This window comes from Pseudomonas sp. QD4, from assembly GCF_049199125.1.
Lineage (GTDB): Bacteria > Pseudomonadota > Gammaproteobacteria > Pseudomonadales > Pseudomonadaceae > Aquipseudomonas.
In genome coordinates, this window is sequence record NZ_JBLZOM010000013.1 from 1 (window position 1) to 20,750 (window position 20,750).

A 20,750-nucleotide genomic window follows, 5' to 3' on the forward strand; every position below is an offset into this window, starting at 1 on the left:
TTTATCAGGCCTTGCTGGCCAAGGACCAGGCACTGTTCGACCAATTGAAAACAGCGCTGGCGGGCGATGATCTGGGCAAGCTCTACGACACCCTGAAAAGCATCATTGCCACCCACGAAGGCAAGGATCTGATGATCGCGCCGGTCAAGCACGCCATCGGCCAGATACTGGCGGCCACCACCAACGCCAGTAATGCCCTGATGCAACAGCTGTCGGCACAGACCCAGACGCTGATCGGCCATGTGCACAGCGCGGCCTTTCTGCGCTACGCCGGCCAGCAGGTGACCCAGGTTGTGGTGTCCCTGAGGCTTGGCGAATACCTGTCCCTGCTCAACGAGGCGATGCAAGAGCGCACCGATCAATTCATCACCCAACTCGACCAGAAGTTTCGCAAACCCGCAGAGCGAAAGATCCGCGCCATGGTGGTGAGCGGCGCCATTGCCATCGCCGTGTCCGGCAACCACGGCAAATTGGTCGACGTCATGCTCTGGTCCCTGGAAAGCGCCCAAGACCTGCAAGCCCGCCTGGAAAAACTGCGGGCCAATGCCAGCACCAACGTTACAGAGGCGCTGCGCAGCGTCAGCATCGGCGCCGCCACGCTCCACAGCGGCAGCACCCGGCTGCTGCATACGCTGGCTATCAGCATGGACGACGCCCAAGCGCTGGCTAGAGGCGCCATGCAACGGATGCGCAATACCGCTATCTCCGCAGCCCCTGCCGGCGCCAACCTGCTGCTGGGCCTGGGCAGCCTCTGGTTCCAGCAAGACAGTCTGCGCAAAAACTTTGAGACCTTCCTCAACACCCCGGGCAGCGGCAATCCCGAAGCGCTGGCGGCGGTGTGGTCGTCGTCCATCGGGGTAATGGGAGTGGGAGTCGAGATTGCGGGTGTAGGGACTCAGCTATTGCGGCCGGGGCTGACGACCACGGTGCGGGTGGCAGGTCAGGTGCAGACGGTGATGATGGGGGCGCGAATTGCGCAGTATGGGGGGGCGATTGCTGCGATTGCGGGGGTGATGGATGGAGTTCAGTACTCATTTGCTGCTACTCGCGCTAGAACACAAGGCGATCATGACGCTGCGACTAAATACACATACGCGACATTTTTATCCCTAGGCGGAGCCGTTGCAGGGGCATGGGGAGCGCTCGCTATCGAATCTATTTTGTTAGGACCAATAGGCGTGGCAATTATATGTGGTTTGGCTGCATACGCCGTCGCAACATATGCCAAAAAAAACGAATCATCGCCACTAGAACTATGGGCGCGCCACTCTAAATGGGGAAAGCCATTTGAATTTTCTCGCTGGAAATCATCTTTAGACTTCAATACTGCCGTTGGCGAGCTTAATGCTTCTGTATTGGGAGTGACAGCGGATCTATCTATTAATCTTCGACCAGTGCGTGAATCAGACATTAGGGCGTCTGGCGAAGATTACGCGGCTTACGCCGAAATTAGACCTGTACCATATGGTTATTTCTTGGAGTATAAATTTTCTCTTCCGGGATACGACTCGGCTTCATCTAGTTATGCGTGGAGTATGAAGGTATATCGCCCCGGGCTAGATGAGCAGATTATCGTTTCAGGTAATAACGGTAGTCCAGCGGCGGCGACCGAATCACGACATTCTTTAAAGCGAACTGACTACAAAACTGAGACGACAAGACCGTCAATTAGTTTCAGCGAGGTCACTTCCACCCTAGTAGTAAGCGGCGCCATCTGGCTTTACGATATTCATGGCATACATGCAGCGGACCTTGAAGTGTCATTTTGGCCTGACAGGAACGATGAGTCCGGAGTGGCACGCATATTGGCACTAGAGGATAAAGTTGATTGCAAAAGGAATAAACAGTGAAACTAAATACCCCCAATCTTGTACCTCCTTGTTCAGGATGGCAGGAGGACTTGCCAAGGCCAGATGTTCATCCCGCCGCCGAACCAACTCTGACAATTGGCGTTGTAAACTTCCAAAATGAAAATCTTCTAGAGATATCAAGAAGTCCATCTCGCATGAGAGGACTTATGTTTTTTTTCGGCGTTGTAATCATGCTTTGGACATGCAAAATGACCTTAGATACGATTTATTATTTTAAGTACCTAGACGTAAGCACGATACTAATAGGCATCGGATGCATAATATTGTCCATTTGGATAGTCTCATTCACAATCCGAGTAGACATATCTCAACCGCGAGATCTTCCCATACGCTTCAACCGCTCCCGCCAACGCATCTACGCCTACAACTTCAAATACCGCTGGTGGAACCCTTTCGAACGTTGGCGAGTTATCCCCGTAGCCTACGATTGGTCACAAGTCCGCGCCGAACGCTGGAAAAAGCGCGGCGCCACTGCCCAAGGCGCGCTCATCATCAAATGGGGCGTGGTCCTGTCCATCGTCGAGCCCGGCACCAATAAAGTCATCGACCGCTTTCCCCTGAGTACCATGGGCGCCGATGAGTTTGCCTGGGCTTATATCTGCACTTACATGCAGCAAGGCCCTTCAGCCCTGCCACCGCAAGGACCACCGCGCGACCATAACGATGTGCCCTGGTACAACTTGACCCTGCGCCTGGCACCGAAGGTGAAGTGGCCTGCCGACATGGATCGTGAGTCGCGGACGGAGCCATGAGCAGAAACCATCAGGTGGCGTTGCCACCCTGCAAAATAAAAAATTTAGACGATAAGGCAGAGAGTTTTTGAATATGGAAAAACCAGAACTTGAACCTCCTTGTTCAGGATGGCAGGAAGACTTGCCAAGACCAGATGTTCACCCTCTCGCCGAACTAACTTTTACAATTGGTATTGTGAACTCCCAAGATGACAGCTTTCTAGAGATATCAAGAAGTCCATCTCGCATGAGAGGGTTCATGTTTTTTTCGGCGTTGTAATCATGCTTTGGACATGCAAAATGGCCTTAGATACGATTTATTATTTTAAGTACCTAGACGTAAGCACGATACTAATAGGCATCGGATGCATAATATTGTCCATTTGGATAGTCTCATTCACAATCCGAGTAGACATATCTCAACCGCGAGATCTTCCCATACGCTTCAACCGCTCCCGCCAACGCATCTACGCCTACAACTTCAAATACCGCTGGTGGAACCCTTTCGAACGTTGGCGAGTTATCCCCGTAGCCTACGATTGGTCACAAGTCCGCGCCGAACGCTGGAAAAAGCGCGGCGCCACTGCCCAAGGCGCGCTCATCATCAAATGGGGCGTGGTCCTGTCCATCGTCGAGCCCGGCACAAATAAGGTCATTGATCGCTTTCCCCTGAGCACCATGGGCGCCGACGAGTTTGCCTGGGCTTATATCTGCACTTACATGCAGCAAGGTCCTTCAGCCCTGCCGCCACCGGGGCCACCGCACGATCATAACGATGTGCCCTGGTACAACTTGGCCCTGCGCCTGGCACCGAAGGTGAAGTGGCCGGCCGAGATGGATCGTGAGTCGCGGACGGCGCCGTGAGAAGAAGTTCATACCTTAAAGAAGATGCCAAGTCACACACGTTGAGCATCAGTGGCTCCATTGCTGAAAACCCAACTCATAACATCTATGCCATTGAACTACAGGTCTCATTTTTGCCGAATGTAAGATATGAATCCAGTGTGGCGCGCCTAGTAGCCAAAGAAGATAAAAAATATAATTAAACCAAGGATAACAGAGTGACATTCCCTCGACTAAAACCACCTTGCTCTGGATGGCAAGAAGACCTTCCCGAGCCAAGCGAGCCATCTACCGCAATGATCTATCTTGATACTCCAAACCATCAGAATGATATTTATTTGGAAGTTAGTCGAAACTCTTTAGCTAAACGAGGAGTTGTCACTATAGCTTGCTTGCCAGCAATGATTTGGTTCTTAACCACTCCCACCCTAATCATAGATACATTAGCTCTTGGCAATATAGAACTGATAGTTATCGGAATAACAAGCATGGCTGCCGCTATTTGGACGATTACGCTAGGACTACGGATGGACATCTCTCCCCCACGTGATGAACCAATTCGCTTCAACCGAGCCCGCCAACGCATCTACGCCTACAACTTCAACTACCGCTGGTGGAACCCCTTCGAACGTTGGCGTGTTATCCCCGTAGCCTACGACTGGTCACAAGTCCGCGCCGAACGCTGGAAAAAACGCGGCGCCACTGCCCAAGGCGCGCTCATCATCAAATGGGGCGTGGTCCTGTCCATCGTCGAGCCCGGTACCAATAAAGTTATCGATCGCTTTCCCTTGAGTACCATGGGTGCCGATGAGTTTGCCTGGGCTTATATCTGCACTTACATGCAGCAAGGTCCTTCAGCCCTGCCACCGCCAGGGCCACCGCGCGACCACAACAACGTGCCCTGGTACAACTTGGCCCTGCGCCTGGCACCGAAGGTGAAGTGGCCGGCCGATATGGACCGTGAGTCGCGGACGGCGCCATGAATTGAAGGTCATGACGGTATCGGACAGGCGTTAGTCGGGGCGGTGGTTTCCTGTAGTTCGATGGAGTCTGGCAAAAGCAATAAGCCACTTTGTATGGGTAATGAAGTGCTTATCACACAGTCAAAAAGCAGCGGTCATGGGCTAATGCCGATCAGTTAAGAATGAACAGGGTATTTGTAGTGAAGGAGCTTGCTCCCGCTGGACCGGCCGGTGCGTCGGTGCATGGCAGTCTCATTGTTGGGGCCGCTACGCGACCCAGCGGGAGCAAGCTCCCTCGTCACAGGTTACTTTGCGTTCGATCTATCGATTAGCATCACCCGCACCCTACTCGCCACCCCCGTATCGCTGCCGATAATCCTGCGGTGCCAGGCCGGTCAAGCGCTTGAACATGCGGCTCAGGTTGGAGTCGCTGCTAAAGCCCAGTTGTTCGCTGATCTGGCCGATGGAGGCGCGGCTGTACAGCAGGCGCTGGCTGACCTGGTTGAGTTTGATCGTGCGCACCCAGGTCGCCAGCGGCTGGCCTTGTTCGGCAGCGACGCGGCGCGCCAGGGTGCGCTCGGCCAGGCCCAGGGCGGCGGCCAGGCGCGCGACCGTGGCCTGTTCGGCCGGGGTGTCTTCGACCCACAGCTGCACCTGGCGCAGCAGCGGGCTGGCGTGTTCGATCAGGCTCAGGCCCAGGAAGGCCGGGTGGGCCTGGACCGGGCGTGGCAGGACCATCAGGCGCTGCAAATCCTGGAACACCTCGGCCCCCAGATGCTGCTGGATCAGCTCGCTGGCCAGGGGCAGGTAACCGTTGACCCCGCAGGCGCTGGCCACGTCCTGGTCGAATACCCACAAGCGTTCGTTGCGCCACTGCACCTCGGGGAATTGCCGACTCATGGCGTCCACCAGCCACCAGGTCAGGGTTGCGACCCGGCCCTGCAAGCGACCACTGGCCGCCAGCAAGCAGACCCCGGTGCAATAGCTCCAGAGCGGTACCGGCAAGCGTGCCAGTTGCCGCAGCAAGGGCTGATTGTCGGCCAGCAAGGTACTCACCTGCTGCACCGATTCGGCCCAGAAGCTGGGCACCAGCAGTGCATCCAGGGCCGCGTCGTCCAGTCCTTCGGCGGCGCTCAGCAGCACGCCATGGGCGCAGACGATCGCGCCGGGTTGGTGGGCGACGTAGCACAGGCTGAACGCTTCATGCCCGGCGCGGCGGTTGGCGGCGAGCAGCAGGTCGGCAAACGCCAGCAGGCCGGCGGGCATGCAATCGGGGTAGAGCAACAGGCCGATCTTCATCGCGCCTCCGGCAGAATTTGAATGAGATCTGTCAAAGCTGGCCATTCTGCAAGCCGTCGCCGCTGTCGACAATAGGCGCTCTGCCACGGAGGTCTTTGATGCGTATCCACCAGCTTCGCAATGCCACCCTGATCATTGAGTCCGGCGCCTTTCGGATTCTGGTCGACCCGATGCTTGCCGCGCGCCATGGCCTGCCGCCGCTGTGCCTGCGTGGCGGCTGGCAACGCAACCCGCTGGTGGGCCTGCCGCCATCCGCCGCGGCGGCGCTGGATGGGGTCACCCATTGCCTGATCACCCATTGCCGCAAGGGCCATTTCGACCACTTGGACCGGGCCGGCGTGGAGTTTCTGCGGGACCGGCAGATTCCGCTGATATGCACCCCACACGACGCCCCCTACCTGGCCCGGCGCGGTTTGCGGGTACAACCGCTGCCCCGGGATCACCAGCGGCCCAGCGCTTTTCTGGGTGGGCAGATTCGCACCCTGCGCTGCACCCATGGCCGGGGCCTGGTGGGACGGTTGATGGAGCACGGGGTCGGCTACTTTATCCAACTGCCCGGCGAACCCAGCCTGCACCTGTGCGGCGATACCGTGCTCAGCCCGGTTTTGCGCCGGTTCCTGACCGAGCAGCAGCCCGATGTCTGCGTGGCCCCGGCCGGTGGCGCGCGCCTGGACCTGGGAGGCGAGATCATCATGGGCCTGGACCAGGTGCTGGAACTCACCACTCTGCTCAAGGGCCAGGTCGTGGCCAACCACTTGCAAGCCCTCAACCACTGCCCGGTGACCCGCGACGCCCTGCTGGCCGCGGCCCGCGGGGCCGGCCTGAGCCAGCGGTTGTGGGTACCTGAAGACGGCGAGGTGCTGCATTTCGAAGCACGCGAATCAAGGCACTGAAAAATCCCGAGCACAACTTAATGAGAAGCATTACCATAAACGCCCTTGTCGCTCGCGCTGGTCATGGAATCTTCTTCAATGCTGTCCACCCCTTCCCTGCATCGCGTCGTCGGTGAGCTGTACGCCCAGCACCATGGTTGGGTGGTGCAGTTGCTGCGACGCAAACTCGGTAATCAGGATCAGGCCCTGGACCTGGCCCAAGACACCTTTGTGCGGATCCTGCGCAGTGAGCAGGTGCCGCTGCTGCGTGAGCCCCGGGCCTACCTCAATACCGTGGCCAGCCGTTTGTGCGGGCAGTACTTCCGGCGCCAGGCCCTGGAGCGGGCGTACCTGGAATCCCTGGCGGCGCTGGAGCCACAGTACCTGCCCTCGCCGGAAACCCGATTGCTGGTGCTTGAAGCCCTGGACGCCGTGGGCCAGGTGCTCGACGGCCTGGGCGCGCGGGTGCGCGAAGTGTTTTTGCTGTCGCAGCTGGACGGCCTGACCTACCCGCAGATTGCCGAGCGCCTGGACCTGAGCGTCAACGTGGTGCAGAAAGCCATGCTCAAGGCCTTCCGCCATTGCTACACGGCGGTCTACGAAGCATGAAGCCCTTCCCGTCGCTGGACCCTCGGCAACGCCTCGATCCGCAGGTGGTGGAGCAGGCGATGCTATGGATTGTGGCCCTGCAATCGGGCACCAGCGACGCATCGGAACACGCCGCCTGCCTGGCCTGGCGCCGCCTGGATGCGCAACACGAACTGGCCTGGCAACGGCTGGCCGGGCTCGGCCATGGCCTGCGCGAGAGCGTCGGGCCCTTGCCGGCCGCCGGCGCACGCAAGCTGCTCCAGGCACGCGGGGCCAGCTCGCGGCGCAACGTGCTCAAGGGCCTGGCCGGCCTGGGCGTGGTGGCGATGGGCGGGCTCAGTGTGCGCGAGCGCCTGTTGTTGCCGGAGCTGTTCAGCGACTACCGCACCGCCACCGGCGAACGCCGCGACCTGCAATTGGCCGCCGATGTGCGCCTGCAACTGGACACCCACACCGCCCTCGATATCCGCGGCGACGCTGCCCAGCGCGAAGTGCTGTTAAGCCTGGGCCGGCTGCTGCTGGAGGTCGGTGCCGGCACCCCGCTCAGGGTCCGTACCGAAGATGGCTGGGTACACCCGGCGCCCCTGTCGAAGCTGATGATCAGCCTCGCCGAGGGCAACCCGTCAGGCACCCGGGTCCAGGTGCTGCTGGGCAGCGCAGCGATCAGCCCTCGCCAGGGCACCAGCGTGCAACTGGCGGCGGGCCGGCAATTGCTGTTCGACCCGCACGCTGCCGGCCCCAGCGAGGACCTGCCGGCGTCCGCCTCGGCCTGGACCCGTGGCCTGCTGATCGCCGAGCGCATGCCTCTGGGCCAGGTGGTGGCCGAACTCAACCGTTACCGCAGCGGCGTCTTGCGTTGCGACCCGGCGGTGGCGGCGCTGCCGGTCTCCGGCTCGCTCTCCCTCGACCGCCCCGATGCCAGCCTCGATCTGCTGGCCCGCACCCTGCCGATCCGCATCCAGCGTGTGCTCGGTTACTGGGCCAGCGTGGTGCCGGCCTGAGCACCTGCCCCCGATCCGAGGCGCAAAACTTTTTTCACCCCGGGCGGCAGTTTTTTCGTTCTCACGCATCAAGACCAGGGAAGACGCTGAAAAACAGCGCATCGCCTTCCCTTCTCAACCTATGGACAGTCTTTATGCACAGCCGCCTCACCCCGCTTGCCGGCGCCCTGCGCCTGGTCCTGTTCGGCCTCTCCCTCGGTGGCGCCAGCCACAGCGCACTGGCGGCCGACAGCAGCGCCCAGCACCAACCCCAGGCCTATGACATCCCAGCCGGCAGCCTGGACCAGGTGCTGGGCGCCTTCGGCCAGCAATCCGGGGCGATGATCGCCGCCGATTCGGCACTGACCCAGGGCCTGCACAGTGCCGGCCTCAAAGGCCGGATGGACGTGACCCAAGGCCTGGAGCGGCTGCTCGCGCCCCTGGGCCTGGCCGCCGTGGCCGATGGCGCCGGCTACCGCGTGCAGCCGCGCCCGGCAGCCAGCGGCACGGCCCTGGAACTGGGGGTGACCAACGTCGGCGCCAACCAGTTGGGGACCATCACCGAAGGCACCGGCTCCTACACCCCGGGCACCATCGCCACCGCCACGCGCCTGGTGCTGACCCCGCGTGAAACCCCGCAGTCGATCTCGGTGGTCACGCGCCAGGTCATGGATGACTTTGGCCTGAACTCGATCGATGACGTGATGCGCCACACCCCGGGCGTCACCGTCAGCACCTACGACAGCGACCGCACCAGCTTCAATTCCCGGGGTTTTGCGATCAAGAACTTCCAGTACGACGGCATCCCGACCCTGCAGGATGCGTCCTACTCCGCCGGGCAGACCCAGACCGACATGGCGATCTATGACCGCATCGAAGTCCTCAAGGGTGCGCCGGGCCTGCTGGCCGGCGCCGGCGGCCCGGGCGGGGTGATCAACCTGATCCGTAAAAAGCCGACCGACGAGCTCAAGGCCAGCGTGCAGCTGGGCGCCGGTTCCTGGGACAGCTACAGCGCGCAGCTGGATGTCGGCGGGCCGCTGACCGACAGCGGCAATGTCCGCGGCCGCGCAGTGGCGGTGCAACGCGACAAGCACTCGTTCATGGACCACTACGAGCGCAAGACCAGCGTCTACTACGGCATTCTCGAAGTCGACCTGGACCCCGACACCCTGCTGACCCTGGGCGCCGACTACCAGGACAACGACCCCAAGGGCTCCAGCTGGTCCGGCAGCGCCTCGCTGTATGACAGCAAGGGCGAGCCCATCAGCACCCCGCGCTCCTACAACAACGGCGCCAATTTCAGTGGCTGGGCCCAGTACACCCGCACCGCCTTCGCCACCCTGGAACACAGCTTTGAAAACGGCTGGGTCGCCAAGGGCCAATACAACCACCAGATCAACGGCTACCACGCGCCCATGGGCAACCTGATGTCGCCCAACGCCAGCACCGGCCAAGCCTCGCTGCTGTCGCGCAAATTCACCGGCGAAACCGTCAGCGACAGCGGCGACCTGTACGTCAGCGGCCCCTTCAGCCTGCTCGGCCGCGAACACCAGTTGGTGGTGGGCAGCTCGGTGTCCAAGGCGGACTGGACCGGCAAGAACTACACCGACGCCATTCAGGTCGACAACAGCTACGACTACTACAACTGGGACGGTGACGGCCGGGTGCCGGACTGGGGCAAGGTCAGCCAGGTCAACGACGAAACCACGCGCCAGAGCGCCGGTTACGTCGCCGCACGCTTCAGCCTGGCGGACGACCTGTCGCTGCTGCTCGGCACCCGGGTCGCCAACTTCCAGGTCACCGGCAACACCGACCTGCAACAGAGCGGCAAGGTCGTGCCTTACGCCGGCCTGGTGTACGACCTCAACGACAATTTCTCGGCCTACACCAGCTACACCGAAATCTTCCTTCCGCAAAACTCCCGCGACCGCAACAACAAGATGCTGCGGCCCAACGAAGGCAAGAACTATGAAGTCGGGATCAAGGGCGAATTCTTCGGCGGCCGCCTGAATTCGAGCCTGGCCTACTTCGAAGTGCACGAAAAAAACCGTGCCGTCCCGGACGAGGCCTATAACGCCAACCCCGACTACAGCGTCATCGACTACGCCGAGATGGGCATCACCTCCAAGACCAAGGGCTACGAAGCGGAAATCTCCGGCGAACTGGCCCCCGGCTGGCAGCTGCAAGGCGGCTACACCCACAAGGTCAGCCGTGATGAAAGCGGGGCCAAGGTCGGTACCTCCGAGCCCGAGGACCAACTGAGCCTGTACACCTCCTACAAACTCGGCGGCAGCCTCGACAAGCTGACCCTCGGCGGCGGCACCCGCTGGCAGGGCGAATCCTGGCGCGTGCTGACCAACTACTCGAAAAACGGCGCCAAGGAAAAATTCTCCCAGGACCCGTACTGGCTGGTGGACCTGATGGCGCGCTATCAACTGACCGACAACCTCTCGGCCACCCTCAACCTCAACAATGCCTTCGACAAGAAGTACCTGACCAACATCGGTTTCTTCAACGCCGCCTACTACGGCGACCCGCGCAACCTGATGCTCACCACCCGCTGGGACTTCTGACCCCGCCCGCCCCGCGCCGTGGCAAACGGCGCGGGCGCATTCTTCTCCCTGCTTGCCGCACTTCTGCACGATCCGGCTAACGACTTGCCAATTCCGGCTTTTTTCGCCCTGCCCCTCGCTCCTAGAGTGCCTGCCACGGCCACGCAATCGCGGGCCGACCCGTCGACAACGAGGAAAGTGCCATGGGCAAGATGATCGAGATCCAAGCCACAGACGGCAGCGGCCGCTTCAGCGCCTACCTGGCCCTGCCAGCCTCGGGCAAAGGCCCCGGGGTGGTGATCGGCCAGGAGATTTTCGGGGTCAACGCCACCATGCGCGGCGTAGCCGATTTGTATGCCGAGGAAGGCTACGTGACCCTGGTGCCCGACCTGTTCTGGCGCCAGCAACCGGGGATCGAGCTGGGCTACACCGAGGCCGATTTCGCCCGTGCCATCGAGTTGTTCCAGGGGCTCGACCTGGAGCTGGCGGTGCAGGATATCGACGCCGGCTTCCAGGCTCTGCGCCAGATGGAGCAGGCCGAGCCCGGCGGGCTGGGCTATGTCGGGCTCTGCATGGGCGGCAAGCTGGCCTACCTCACCGCGACCCACACCGACGTGGCCTGCGCGGTGGGTTACTACGGCATGGGCATCGAGCACCTGCTGGACCAGGCCGAGCAGATCAAGGGCCGCCTGGTGCTGCATTTCGCCGAACAGGACAGCTACTGCGACGCCACCGCGCGGGCGCAGATCCAGACCCGCCTGGGCGGGCGCGAGTCCGTCGAGATCTACACCTACCCCGGGGTCGACCACGCCTTTGCCCGCAGCGGCGGTATGCATTACGACAAGCCGGCCGCACTGATGGCCCACCAACGCAGCATCGCTGCGCTCAAGCGCGAAATCGGCCCGCACTACAACCTGTCTGAGCTGTGGGACAAACACGTCAAATACGAATTTGCCCTGCGCGATGTGCCGGCAACGATGGCCACCATGGTTGCCGAACCCTACGTCAACCACATCCCGACCATGACCGGCGGCGTCGGCCAGCGTGAGCTGAGCCGCTTCTATCAGCATCACTTTGTCCACGGCAACCCGGAGGACATGAAGCTGGTACCGATCTCGCGCACCGTCGGCTCGTCGCAGATCGTCGACGAATTCATCATGAGTTTTACCCACACCAGCGCCATCGACTGGATGCTGCCCAACGTCGCGCCCACCGGCCGTTACGTGGAAATCCCCATGCTCGGGGTCATCAAGTTTCGCGGCGACAAGCTGTGCCACGAACACATCTACTGGGACCAGGCCAGCGTGCTGGTGCAGATCGGCCTGCTGGACCCCACGGGCTTGCCGGTGGTAGGGGCCGAAGCGGCGAAAAAACTGCTCGACGAGCAATTGCCTTCCAACACCCTGATGCATAGCTGGACCGCCAGCGCCGGGCAGTGAGCCACAGCCGACGCCCGCCCGGCGCCTAGCGGCTGCGGGTGTGGTGCGGCAATTCGCCGAAACGCTGGTGATAGTAATGGGCGAAACGGCCCAGGTGCGCGAAACCGTGGGCCAGGGCAACCTCGGTGATACTCAGGTCGCGCCGCGCCAGCAAGCGTTCGCGGGCAGCCTCCAGGCGCAGGGCGCGCAGACGTTCCATTGGCGTCTGGCGGTAGCAGCGCTGGCACAGGCTGTTGAGGCTGCGCACGCTCATGCCGCCCACCGCCGCCAGCTCGGCCAGGGTCAGGGCTTCACCCAGGCGCTGGCGCATCAGGGTTTCGATCTTCGCCAACTGGCGCAAGGCCTGGCGCTGCCCCGCCGATTCCGGGTCCGGCAAGCGCGGCGCCAGGCCCCGGGGCGGATGCGTCAATAAAAACAGGGCCAGACTGTGTTCCAGGTGCTGCACCCAGGGCTCGGGGGAGGCCTGCTCGCCGTGCAGGGCCATCTGGTCCAGCACGTTGCCCACCAGACGCATCCAGACCCGGGTCTGCATCGGGTCCAGGCAATAGGCCGATGGCAGTGGCTGATCCACCCCTCCCGCGTCGAGCACCTGCTGCCGGCCCTGCTCCAGCAGGCTGCGCGGAACCCGCAACATCAATTGCTCGCAGCCGCGCTGCCAGACCAGGCGCGCCGCCTGGCAGCGGGACAGGACCACCACCTGCCCGGCTTCCAGCTCCAAGCTCACACCGTCGCAGTCGACCCGGGCACGGCCATTGAGGAGCATCTGCACCAGCACAAAATCGCTGAACGGGCGCAAGCGCACTTCAACTTCCGCGCCATAACGCAGGGCGAACACCTGGCAACGCCCCAGATAGCGGCGAAACAACGCGGTGTCGACCCCATCGCCGCGCCACAGCAGGTCATGCTCCACCAGCTCCCGGCTCAGCAGTTGATGGCTGTGCAAAGGCGCCTGACTGGTAAATACCGGCGTCTGACACAGGTACGACAGGTCAAGGTCAGGGGATTGGGCGGTACTGGTGAATGCGGCCACGGTTCAGCACACCGCCCTTGTTCGCTGCGCAGCTGGCTGCAAGGTTGCAGTGGTCACCAGGGGCATCCACGGTGATAAGCTGCGCGCCAACTGTGCTATGCCGCAACAAAAGTCTGAAGGAGTGTGATCAGGGCGTTGAGCAGAAGTCATCGAAACGGCCTGCGTTAAATGGGACACGGGTTGAGAGGCACATCCCTATGGCCGATGAGTCTAATCCTTCTCGCCTACAGCGTGTGCTAGTCGTGGGTTTTCTGTTGGTAGGCGATCAAGGAAGCGTCACGCTGGCCTCGGCGCCGGGAGGCTGCAGCTGTCACCGTTCTCCCCCTGACCTGGTGCTATAGAACGTCGAGTCTCAATACCGTCGCTCCCGAGTAAGTGCCAGCTCGAGCATTCCCGGTGTCGGTTGCTTTGATCCGTACCACGTCAGCGCCGGGACCCGTTTCGTCGCTTGGAGTTATCAGGCCTGCGAGATTGCCCGCAAACCACTGGCGTCCAGGTTTCGCCAGGGCTTCCTTCGCAAGCCAACCACAGACAGCAAAGCGAGACGACACGCTTCAATCATCCAACTTACGCCCCATAAAAAGTCAGGGAATTTCAAGTGTAATCACACCACTGCCACTAAAGTCGCCACTTCTGACGGCACCCGAAGAGCTCAACACACTGGACACCGTTATATATTTTATTACCGGCCCTACCTTATTCACTCTGACATTCCCACCCGTCACGCCATTTAAAACAATCGTTGATTTCAGGCCGCTATTACTGCCTAGCGCTATGACGCCATTATCGGGAATTTTCAACACCACATCCGACTCCCGACTGCACTCCATCCCTATTTCTGAAGACGCGGTATGCCCGTTTACTTTTACTGTACTAAGCGACCCATGTTCCAATGTAACAGGCCCGTAAATTTTACACGAAGCAGGTATCAACGGAGGGGGCGACACCGGGCCTGCAAACCGCCACGCCGAACTTGGACCGCTCATGCACGCTATTTCCACAATCGTATTCGGCGAAGGCGCGTCGATTAAGATAGCCCCGGTCAACATCATTCTAAATCGGCGAATAGCTTCAGCGGCTGTCGGGCAGTAAACCGGCAAGGTCCCCCATGCTGCGCCACTACAGGCGGTGAACTCTCCTGGTTGATATCCCTGCCGGCACTCGACACTTCCCGCCGGTGAAGTAAAAGAAAAATAGACACCCAGCACCTGTGGCCGGGTATTACTCAGCTCCCCAGCCGATATATTAATGTTTGCCACATAATACAACTTCGAACTGGCATTGTAGGCAACCATTATAGAGGCCCCCTGACTTAGCGCCGGCATAAAAAACGTTATTAATCCACTTATAAAACTGCATACAAGCAGCGTTTTAAGGCGTTTAAAAACAGTACCAGGCACCCGGTCTGCTGACGCATTGATTCCCATTAAACACCCTTGTCAAAATAGTTAATCACTGAAAAGTTTCGATCATGTTCCGGCCTGCCCCTGTACCTAAATGGTCTTCGCGATCCGCTACACCAACGTGTTCTCGGCAACCGCCAGTCAACAGCCGCCTTATTCATATTCCAGGCTGAAAGTTGCAATGGCGCTGAACGGCCCGTGCTGGATATTGTGCTTGGCGATGGCTTGCGGTTCTCCCTGCACATACGCCAACACAGTCAGGGTGTTATTGCCGTTGACCAAGCGGATGCCTTCTCCGCTGGTGTTCAGCGGCAGTTTCCGACCGGCCTGGGTCTCCATGCCGATAGCGATGCCACTGGCCTGGCTGTTGCCCTCTATCGCCAGCAACCCTTCAAGATGTGGATTCTCAACACCGCTGAAGGTCATCTTCACCGTCTTGCTCAGGCTCGGGTCGCAGGCCATCAGGCGGATGTCAAACGCCTGGCCCCGGGTGCGTTGGTTGGCATACAGGTATTTGTCGATCACCGTGCCAAAGTTCAGTTGCACGTTCTCGTCCCCGGGTACGATCACGCAGGGCTCCGCCACCAGGGCGCCGTGCAGCCGAACGTTTTCAGCCTGCGCCGTCAGGCTATGCGCCAGCATCAACGCCAGCGGTATGGCTGATAGGCGCATTTTTCTCGTGCTCATGGGTATCCCACCCTGAGGGTCGCGGTAGCCTCGAACGGCCCTTCGTTCAGCACTGCCCCCAATCGCTTTACCGGCACCGCCGACAGGACGGGCGGGCTGCCCCGCGTAATAGGAATAGGTTTGTTCAGTTCAAACGGCTGACCGTTCTGCTTGATCTGGATCGCCAGATCCTTAACGTCGCTGACCACCGCCGCCGAGTCGTAATCGGCTTGAATACCGACGACTTCCAAAGTCATGTCCTGGGTACTCGCATTAGGATCGCAGGTAATGCGGTAACTCATCGGCTGCCAGTAGTTCACGCCGTCCACCTTGTTCACGCCGATCCGGTTGCCAAAATCGACATCCACCTGGCCGCCGTCGTTGATGGTGCACGCCGCAGGTTCTATCAGCGTGCCGAACAGTGTCATGTTCTGCGCCGCCTGCCCCTGCGCACTGATTGCGCCACCGGCCAGCATCAGCAGCAGCCCGGCATAACCTTTCATCGCGCTGATCCTGCTCACCGGTATTCGACCTTCATGGTCGCTGCGGCGGAGAAGACACCGGTGGCCAGGGTGGCGCCGGGGCGCTTGACCGGCACTGCTTCAAGTGATGGCCAATCCGGATAGGTAAAATCTACCCAGCTGTCGATGGGCAGTTGCTTTCCGTTCGCACGTATTTCAATGCCAAAATCGGTGATTTGGGTCAGCAGCACCTTGCCGTCAAACACCGCACCATTGCCCTCGATCCGCATCCTCATCGAGCTGGGGGCGCCCAGCGGACAGCTCACAGAGTATTGCACCCGCCTCTTTTTATAGTCGCCGCCCACCCGGGTCGTGAGTACGTCGTTGCCAAAGTCGACCTCAATCAAATTGTTGTCGTTGATCTCGCACGGCGCTGCCGTGACGGTGACCTTAACGGTAATGGTGCTGCTCGTGGCTGCCAATGCCGACGGGACCATGACCATGCTCAGCAATGCCAGGCATACGGCACATAACACCTGCTGTGTTTTATGTGGCTTTTTTATGGCCAGGCCGCTCTTTTCATTCATCGTCAAACCACGATACCCGTTCTCAATTCTGCGTGATGGGTTTGGCCTTGCAGTCGACTGCACCACAGGTGAACTGCAGCTGCGGGCGACCGCCGTAGTCATTGATGTAGGTCAGCACCGGCGCTGCGCCTAGCACCGACACACCCAGGTTCAGCGTCTCTTTGCCGTAAGGGGCCACCATCACCGGGTCAAAACCCTGAGCACCTTCAGAACCGGGCTTGTTACCAGCATCGACTATCGTCACGTAATACGGCGTCGGGTTATTCACCTGGTATTTATCGCCCTGCCTGATCAGGGTCAGTTGTTCCTGCCAAGGCACCATCCCGGGTCTAACGCCCAGCGCCTTTGGCCGATAGTACAATTTGATCCGCGTCTGCAGCGCCAACTGCAAGGTGTTGGGCTTTTCGCTCTTTGGCGGGATTTCACGCAAGTTGAAATAGAACAACGTCTCGCGGTCCTGTACTAATAAATTGGCAGCCGGGAGGGCCTGCACCTTGATCTGGCTTTTTGCCCCAGGCTCTAGGCGCTGCAAGGGCGGTAGAACCGTCAGTGGGCTGTTGATCTTGTTGCCCTGCGCATCCTCCAGCCAGCCTTGCGCCAGGTAAGGCAGGGTCTTGTTTTCGTTGCTGATACTGAGGCTGATGGACTTCTCGCCACCGTCGAACACGGCCCGGGTACGGTCCAGTGCCACGGCCGCCTGCACCTGTTGCATGTTCAGCACACTTGATAGCAGTGCGCCAACCACGGGGAAAAGAGGATTACGTTGCCTGTTCATCGTTGTTACTCACTGTCTGCATGTTTGAAACATCAAAAGTGCGCCGCTCAATAAAACGGCGCATGGGCCTGCCACGGGCTGAAAGGTGTGTGTGGTGCGCAGTCAACCCTGCGCCTTTTGCGGCGAATGACTGTCGGAAAACTCCCCGCACGGCAACACTAACTCGGCCATGTCTGCCTGGGAGACCTGCTTGGGCATCAGCAGCGCACACTGCGCCTGGCCATTCCAATGCACAGTCATTGGCCTACCCGGGTGGATACCGCTGAGGTAGACGTTGCCATCGTCACCGACTATGCCGACATCTTGTCCCTTGTCGTTGGTCACCGTGGCCCCAAAAGGTGCGGTTGAACCATCGGCCAACTGGATCACCACCATTGCCTTCTCACCGGACACCACCTCGAACCGCCGATAGCCAATAGCCCCTTCGGTCAACGTGGCCTGGATCACCGAGTGCGCCACCTCGGCGTTCTCCGGCAACTTGTTCACGTCAATACTCACCTGGTTGCGGTGATAACTGTTGACGTCGGTGACCACGGCTTTACCGAATCGGTTGGTGCGGGTGACGGCGCCATACCCCGAGATGGGGATACCCACCGCGTCGTCGGTGTCCACCAGAATTCGAGTGCCGCCAATCATGCTTGAACGGTGCATGGCCGCGCCCTCCAGGGTGGCCGTCGCCCCACCCTGTAACGACATGCCAACCGAGGTGTAGCGCCCCTCTTGATAGCTGGTATTAGCATTGACCTGGGCCAGATCCCCCTCATGGGAGTAGAAACCGCTGGCCGTCGCGCCGGTGCTGTTCTGGCCGCCATTGAGCTGGTAACTGTCGCCATTTTCGAGACGGTCGTAGTAACCCACCTGATGACTGTTTGCATCGCGATCATAGCTACCGCTGTAACTGATATAACCCCCACCACCCCCCAGCGGCACTGAGAGCGAGAGATACATGCCGTCATCATCGATACCGTTGTATTTATTCCGGTACGCCGTCACCGACAGGCTTAGATTCCTGAACTGGCCGACGCTCATGCTTTTGGCCAGGCTGAAGGTGTAGCGATCGCTGGCCCTAGTGTTCCAGTAGGTCTGGTGGTCGTAGTTGAGGTAGGTACTCAGCCCACTGTCACTGAAGTACTGCCTAAAACTGACGCTGTACAACTCCTTGCTGTTTTCATTGCGCGTGCCAAAATTGCGGGCACTCATGTAATCACTCATCGACATGTAGTCTTTCTCCGAGAAGCGGTACCCGGAGAAGGTCACCTGGGAGTCGTACTTGTCGAAGTTCTTCGAATAGCGCAGCCGGTAAGAGGCCCCGCTTAACGTGTCATCCTGCCATTGCGGCAATCGGGTGCGGGACTGGGTAACGTCAAATGACAACGCGCCAAAGATCATCAGGTCGCGACCCACGCCCAGCGCCAGGGCCTTGTAATCCCCGCCTTCCACGCCGCCGCCATACAGCGACCACCCATTGCTCACACCCCAGGAAGCCTCGCCCGTGACGAACATCGGACCTTCGGCGCCGTGGTTGAAATCCGAGGGACGGCCGCTGCTGACCTTGTAACGCAACGATCCGGGCCGGGTCAGGTAGGGAACGCTGGCGGTCTCTACAGTGAATGACTGCTGAGTGCCGTCCTGCTCTTCCACCCGCACATCCAGTTGCCCGGAAACCGCGTCGTTAATGTCCTGAATGCGAAACGGCCCCGAGGCGACCTGGGCTTCATAAATCACCCGCCCCTGCTGGCTGATCACCACCTTGGCGTTAGTTCGCGCCACGCCGGCCACCTCCGGGGCATAACCACGCAGATTAGGCGGCAGCATGTTGTCATCGGTGATCAGGCTCGCGCCAGTAAAGCGAAAGCTGTCAAAAATGTCGGAATACAGGAAATTCTCGCCCAGCGAAAACCGCGCCCCAAGGGTCGGAATAGCCCGGTAAGCGTAGTAACGGCTCCAATCCCAACTATTGCCCGGGCCCTGGCCATTGCGGCGACGATCCAGCCGCGTCTGCCAGTCGGCACGCAGCCGCCAGGCGCCCATATTGGCGCCCACCGTGCCGTTGCCGCTCAAGTTGTAGGAAGTGCCACCGTCCTGCTCCTGGTATTGGCTTTGACCGTTCAAGTAATAGTCGACCAACACCCCCGAGATACCTTCGTCCCAACGCGACGGCGGATCCCAGGTGTCGACGGTGTACTCCAGATAGGCCTGCGGCATGTTCACCATCAGGCTCGAACTGCTCAACTCAGCATGCGCCGTCGCACCCGGCAGGCTATCCAGCGCCAGGCACTGCCCTTGATGCCACCAGGTCAGTGTTTTGCTGATGTCCGGTTTCAACGCAACCTGCTCGACCAGCGTCGGGCTCAGACACGCCACACTGTCGCGGGCATCCTGCTCGGAGGGATAGAACGTCACAGACTGTTCAGGCATTTCCTGCCTGTTGATACGTACTCGCATGGTGTACTCGCCCGGCATGATGTAAGCGCCGCGGGAAAATTGGCCTAAATCAATATTGGCGCGATCCTTAACATCCAGCACATCAAGATTAAACTGCACTTCTTGCGCGTGGGCCTGACACCAAGTACCCGAAATTGCACAGACTAAAGAAATACCCAGTAAGCGCGGACGAAAAGATATTCGTATCCCGCTTGTCGCCTTCACGCTTGATTAGTCCGTTCCATTTTTATCCATACCACAGAGGATTTCAGCCACTTACCAGATATCGACTTCACTCGGCCACCCTGTACGGCACAACACAAGGCGTGAATAAACACACTGGCGGCATGCTCTATTAATTACTGACCCAGCGCAGGCAGTGGGGAATGCGTCGATCTCTTGGGGAAATCCCTGCAGTGGGTAAAGTTGGCTTGAAACAGCAGCTTTGTGCGACAGGTAAAACACACCTGCATAAACCGATTATGCCAATCAGCTCTGGCGCGCCCATCGCCACCTATTTTCGACTTCACCACCTACTACAAGCCATGCATATTGAACACTGTGCATGTGGGATAGACCCACATGCACCGCTCAGGGTGTCAAAACCAAATTAGATGTAGGTCAACATAAAGTTGACCACACTGCTGAACTCACCCGGCGTGATGCTCTCGATGTCTCCACCGTTACCTTTCAAGTAAGCACTGAAGGCCAGAGTGGCCTCGGTCGCGCCGACACTGATCAGTTGCCCGGCAGTGGCGGTGCCCAGCACGATCGGGGTACCGCTACCATCAGTGAGCACAATGCCTGCACCCGCAGCGTCACCGGTAATACCCAGCATGCCGGCAGTGCCCGCCGAACCGTTGAAGGTCGTCTTGACCGTTTTAACGGTGGTCATGGTGCATTTTTCGAGACGGACTTCAAAAGGTTGCGGAATTGAGTTACCGCCGTCTGCCAGAGTCAGGTTAGACACGGCGCCCAACGGGACCGTTTGATCAATGGAGTCCGGATCAATAGAGCAAGGCGCTTCAATGATAGAACCGGTAAACCGGACTATGCCTTTGCCTTGGTCAGCAGCCTGCACACCAGAAACAGCACCAAGTGCCAATGCGACAACCATGGCAAGTTTATTAAGTTTCATCTGATTTTTCCCTTCAATGCCGATTTATCCAAAGTTCGCGACCATGCATCTATATCCAAATAGATGCTGTATCCCAATAAAAAAGGGAACACAGTAGCAAGCGTCCATCGCTCAGATATTGCTATACGC

18 protein-coding genes are annotated in these 20,750 nt (G+C 59.6%); 9 read left to right on the forward strand and 9 right to left on the reverse strand.

Going from position 1 to position 20,750, the window contains the following annotated elements:
* The 4 genes from ACOZJV_RS33945 to ACOZJV_RS33960 all read left to right on the forward strand — a co-directional run.
* On the forward strand, positions 1-1,850 hold a 1,850-nt coding region (locus tag ACOZJV_RS33945; protein ID WP_421549542.1), incomplete at its 5' end, for a T6SS effector BTH_I2691 family protein.
* Positions 1,847-2,623 (forward strand): DUF6708 domain-containing protein, encoded by a 777-nt coding sequence (locus ACOZJV_RS33950; protein ID WP_421549543.1) that lies wholly within the window; start codon positions 1,847-1,849, stop codon positions 2,621-2,623. The genes ACOZJV_RS33945 and ACOZJV_RS33950, both read left to right, overlap by 4 nt.
* A gap of 354 nt (positions 2,624-2,977) precedes the next feature.
* The gene (locus ACOZJV_RS33955) at positions 2,978-3,466 is read left to right on the forward strand and encodes a DUF6708 domain-containing protein (protein WP_421549544.1); all 489 of its coding nucleotides are present in this window, start codon (positions 2,978-2,980) and stop codon (positions 3,464-3,466) included.
* 467 nt (positions 3,467-3,933) lie between these two features.
* Positions 3,934-4,428: a DUF6708 domain-containing protein gene (locus ACOZJV_RS33960; RefSeq protein ID WP_421549567.1), complete on the forward strand. Its 495-nt coding sequence runs from the start codon at positions 3,934-3,936 to the stop codon at positions 4,426-4,428.
* Between the two features lie 324 nt (positions 4,429-4,752).
* On the opposite strand, the gene ACOZJV_RS33965 is transcribed toward ACOZJV_RS33960, so the two are convergent.
* Positions 4,753-5,706: a GlxA family transcriptional regulator gene (locus ACOZJV_RS33965; RefSeq protein ID WP_421549545.1), complete on the reverse strand. Its 954-nt coding sequence runs from the start codon at positions 5,704-5,706 to the stop codon at positions 4,753-4,755.
* A gap of 98 nt (positions 5,707-5,804) precedes the next feature.
* On the opposite strand from ACOZJV_RS33965, the gene ACOZJV_RS33970 reads away from it, so the two are divergent.
* From ACOZJV_RS33970 to ACOZJV_RS33990, 5 genes are all read left to right on the forward strand, one after another.
* The gene (locus ACOZJV_RS33970; RefSeq protein ID WP_421549546.1) at positions 5,805-6,599 is read left to right on the forward strand and encodes an MBL fold metallo-hydrolase; all 795 of its coding nucleotides are present in this window, start codon (positions 5,805-5,807) and stop codon (positions 6,597-6,599) included.
* Positions 6,600-6,677: 78 nt separating this feature from the next.
* Entirely contained in the window at positions 6,678-7,187 is a 510-nt protein-coding gene (locus tag ACOZJV_RS33975; protein WP_421549547.1) for a sigma-70 family RNA polymerase sigma factor, read from the forward strand.
* Positions 7,184-8,167, forward strand: coding sequence for a DUF4880 domain-containing protein (locus tag ACOZJV_RS33980; protein WP_421549548.1), 984 nt, complete (start codon positions 7,184-7,186; stop codon positions 8,165-8,167). The genes ACOZJV_RS33975 and ACOZJV_RS33980 overlap by 4 nt, the downstream gene beginning before the upstream one ends.
* 134 nt (positions 8,168-8,301) lie before the next feature.
* Positions 8,302-10,719, forward strand: coding sequence for a TonB-dependent siderophore receptor (locus ACOZJV_RS33985; RefSeq protein WP_421549549.1), 2,418 nt, complete (start codon positions 8,302-8,304; stop codon positions 10,717-10,719).
* 182 nt (positions 10,720-10,901) lie between these two features.
* Positions 10,902-12,137 (forward strand): dienelactone hydrolase family protein, encoded by a 1,236-nt coding sequence (locus ACOZJV_RS33990; RefSeq protein ID WP_421549550.1) that lies wholly within the window; start codon positions 10,902-10,904, stop codon positions 12,135-12,137.
* Between the two features lie 25 nt (positions 12,138-12,162).
* On the opposite strand, the gene ACOZJV_RS33995 is transcribed toward ACOZJV_RS33990, so the two are convergent.
* The 8 genes from ACOZJV_RS33995 to ACOZJV_RS34030 all read right to left on the reverse strand — a co-directional run bounded on the left by ACOZJV_RS33995 (position 12,163) and on the right by ACOZJV_RS34030 (position 20,621).
* Complete coding sequence (locus ACOZJV_RS33995) at positions 12,163-13,167, reverse strand: AraC family transcriptional regulator (RefSeq protein WP_421549551.1); 1,005 nt, start codon at positions 13,165-13,167, stop codon at positions 12,163-12,165.
* 584 nt (positions 13,168-13,751) lie between these two features.
* On the reverse strand, positions 13,752-14,462 hold the full coding sequence (locus ACOZJV_RS34000) for a hypothetical protein (protein WP_153050297.1): 711 nt from the start codon (positions 14,460-14,462) through the stop codon (positions 13,752-13,754).
* A gap of 261 nt (positions 14,463-14,723) precedes the next feature.
* Positions 14,724-15,257 carry a fimbrial protein gene (locus tag ACOZJV_RS34005; protein WP_078474001.1) on the reverse strand — a complete coding sequence of 178 codons (534 nt, stop codon included), beginning with the start codon at positions 15,255-15,257 and terminating at the stop codon, positions 14,724-14,726.
* Positions 15,254-15,739 (reverse strand): fimbrial protein, encoded by a 486-nt coding sequence (locus ACOZJV_RS34010; protein WP_078474000.1) that lies wholly within the window; start codon positions 15,737-15,739, stop codon positions 15,254-15,256. The genes ACOZJV_RS34005 and ACOZJV_RS34010 overlap by 4 nt, the downstream gene beginning before the upstream one ends.
* 14 nt (positions 15,740-15,753) lie before the next feature.
* A complete protein-coding gene (locus tag ACOZJV_RS34015) occupies positions 15,754-16,284 on the reverse strand; it encodes a fimbrial protein (protein WP_238596252.1) in 531 nt (176 codons plus the stop codon).
* Positions 16,285-16,306: 22 nt separating this feature from the next.
* A complete protein-coding gene (locus ACOZJV_RS34020; RefSeq protein WP_078473999.1) occupies positions 16,307-17,059 on the reverse strand; it encodes a fimbria/pilus periplasmic chaperone in 753 nt (250 codons plus the stop codon).
* 102 nt (positions 17,060-17,161) lie between these two features.
* Positions 17,162-19,708 (reverse strand): outer membrane usher protein, encoded by a 2,547-nt coding sequence (locus tag ACOZJV_RS34025; RefSeq protein WP_102047972.1) that lies wholly within the window; start codon positions 19,706-19,708, stop codon positions 17,162-17,164.
* Positions 19,709-20,093: 385 nt separating this feature from the next.
* A complete protein-coding gene (locus ACOZJV_RS34030; RefSeq protein WP_078473998.1) occupies positions 20,094-20,621 on the reverse strand; it encodes a fimbrial protein in 528 nt (175 codons plus the stop codon).
* Positions 20,622-20,750: the final 129 nt, after the last annotated feature.

Excerpts from the sequence above, each read along its gene's own strand:
- ACOZJV_RS33960 (WP_421549567.1), top strand. The coding sequence starts at position 3,934 with ATGGCTGCCGCTATTTGGACGATTACGCTAGGACTACGGATGGACATC.
- ACOZJV_RS33965 (WP_421549545.1), bottom strand. The coding sequence starts at position 5,706 with ATGAAGATCGGCCTGTTGCTCTACCCCGATTGCATGCCCGCCGGCCTG.
- ACOZJV_RS33970 (WP_421549546.1), top strand. The coding sequence starts at position 5,805 with ATGCGTATCCACCAGCTTCGCAATGCCACCCTGATCATTGAGTCCGGC.
- ACOZJV_RS33975 (WP_421549547.1), top strand. The coding sequence starts at position 6,678 with ATGCTGTCCACCCCTTCCCTGCATCGCGTCGTCGGTGAGCTGTACGCC.
- ACOZJV_RS33980 (WP_421549548.1), top strand. The coding sequence starts at position 7,184 with ATGAAGCCCTTCCCGTCGCTGGACCCTCGGCAACGCCTCGATCCGCAG.
- ACOZJV_RS33985 (WP_421549549.1), top strand. The coding sequence starts at position 8,302 with ATGCACAGCCGCCTCACCCCGCTTGCCGGCGCCCTGCGCCTGGTCCTG.
- ACOZJV_RS33990 (WP_421549550.1), top strand. The coding sequence starts at position 10,902 with ATGGGCAAGATGATCGAGATCCAAGCCACAGACGGCAGCGGCCGCTTC.
- ACOZJV_RS34000 (WP_153050297.1), bottom strand. The coding sequence starts at position 14,462 with ATGGTTGCCTACAATGCCAGTTCGAAGTTGTATTATGTGGCAAACATT.
- ACOZJV_RS34005 (WP_078474001.1), bottom strand. The coding sequence starts at position 15,257 with ATGAGCACGAGAAAAATGCGCCTATCAGCCATACCGCTGGCGTTGATG.
- ACOZJV_RS34010 (WP_078474000.1), bottom strand. The coding sequence starts at position 15,739 with ATGAAAGGTTATGCCGGGCTGCTGCTGATGCTGGCCGGTGGCGCAATC.
- ACOZJV_RS34015 (WP_238596252.1), bottom strand. The coding sequence starts at position 16,284 with ATGAATGAAAAGAGCGGCCTGGCCATAAAAAAGCCACATAAAACACAG.
- ACOZJV_RS34020 (WP_078473999.1), bottom strand. The coding sequence starts at position 17,059 with ATGAACAGGCAACGTAATCCTCTTTTCCCCGTGGTTGGCGCACTGCTA.
- ACOZJV_RS34030 (WP_078473998.1), bottom strand. The coding sequence starts at position 20,621 with ATGAAACTTAATAAACTTGCCATGGTTGTCGCATTGGCACTTGGTGCT.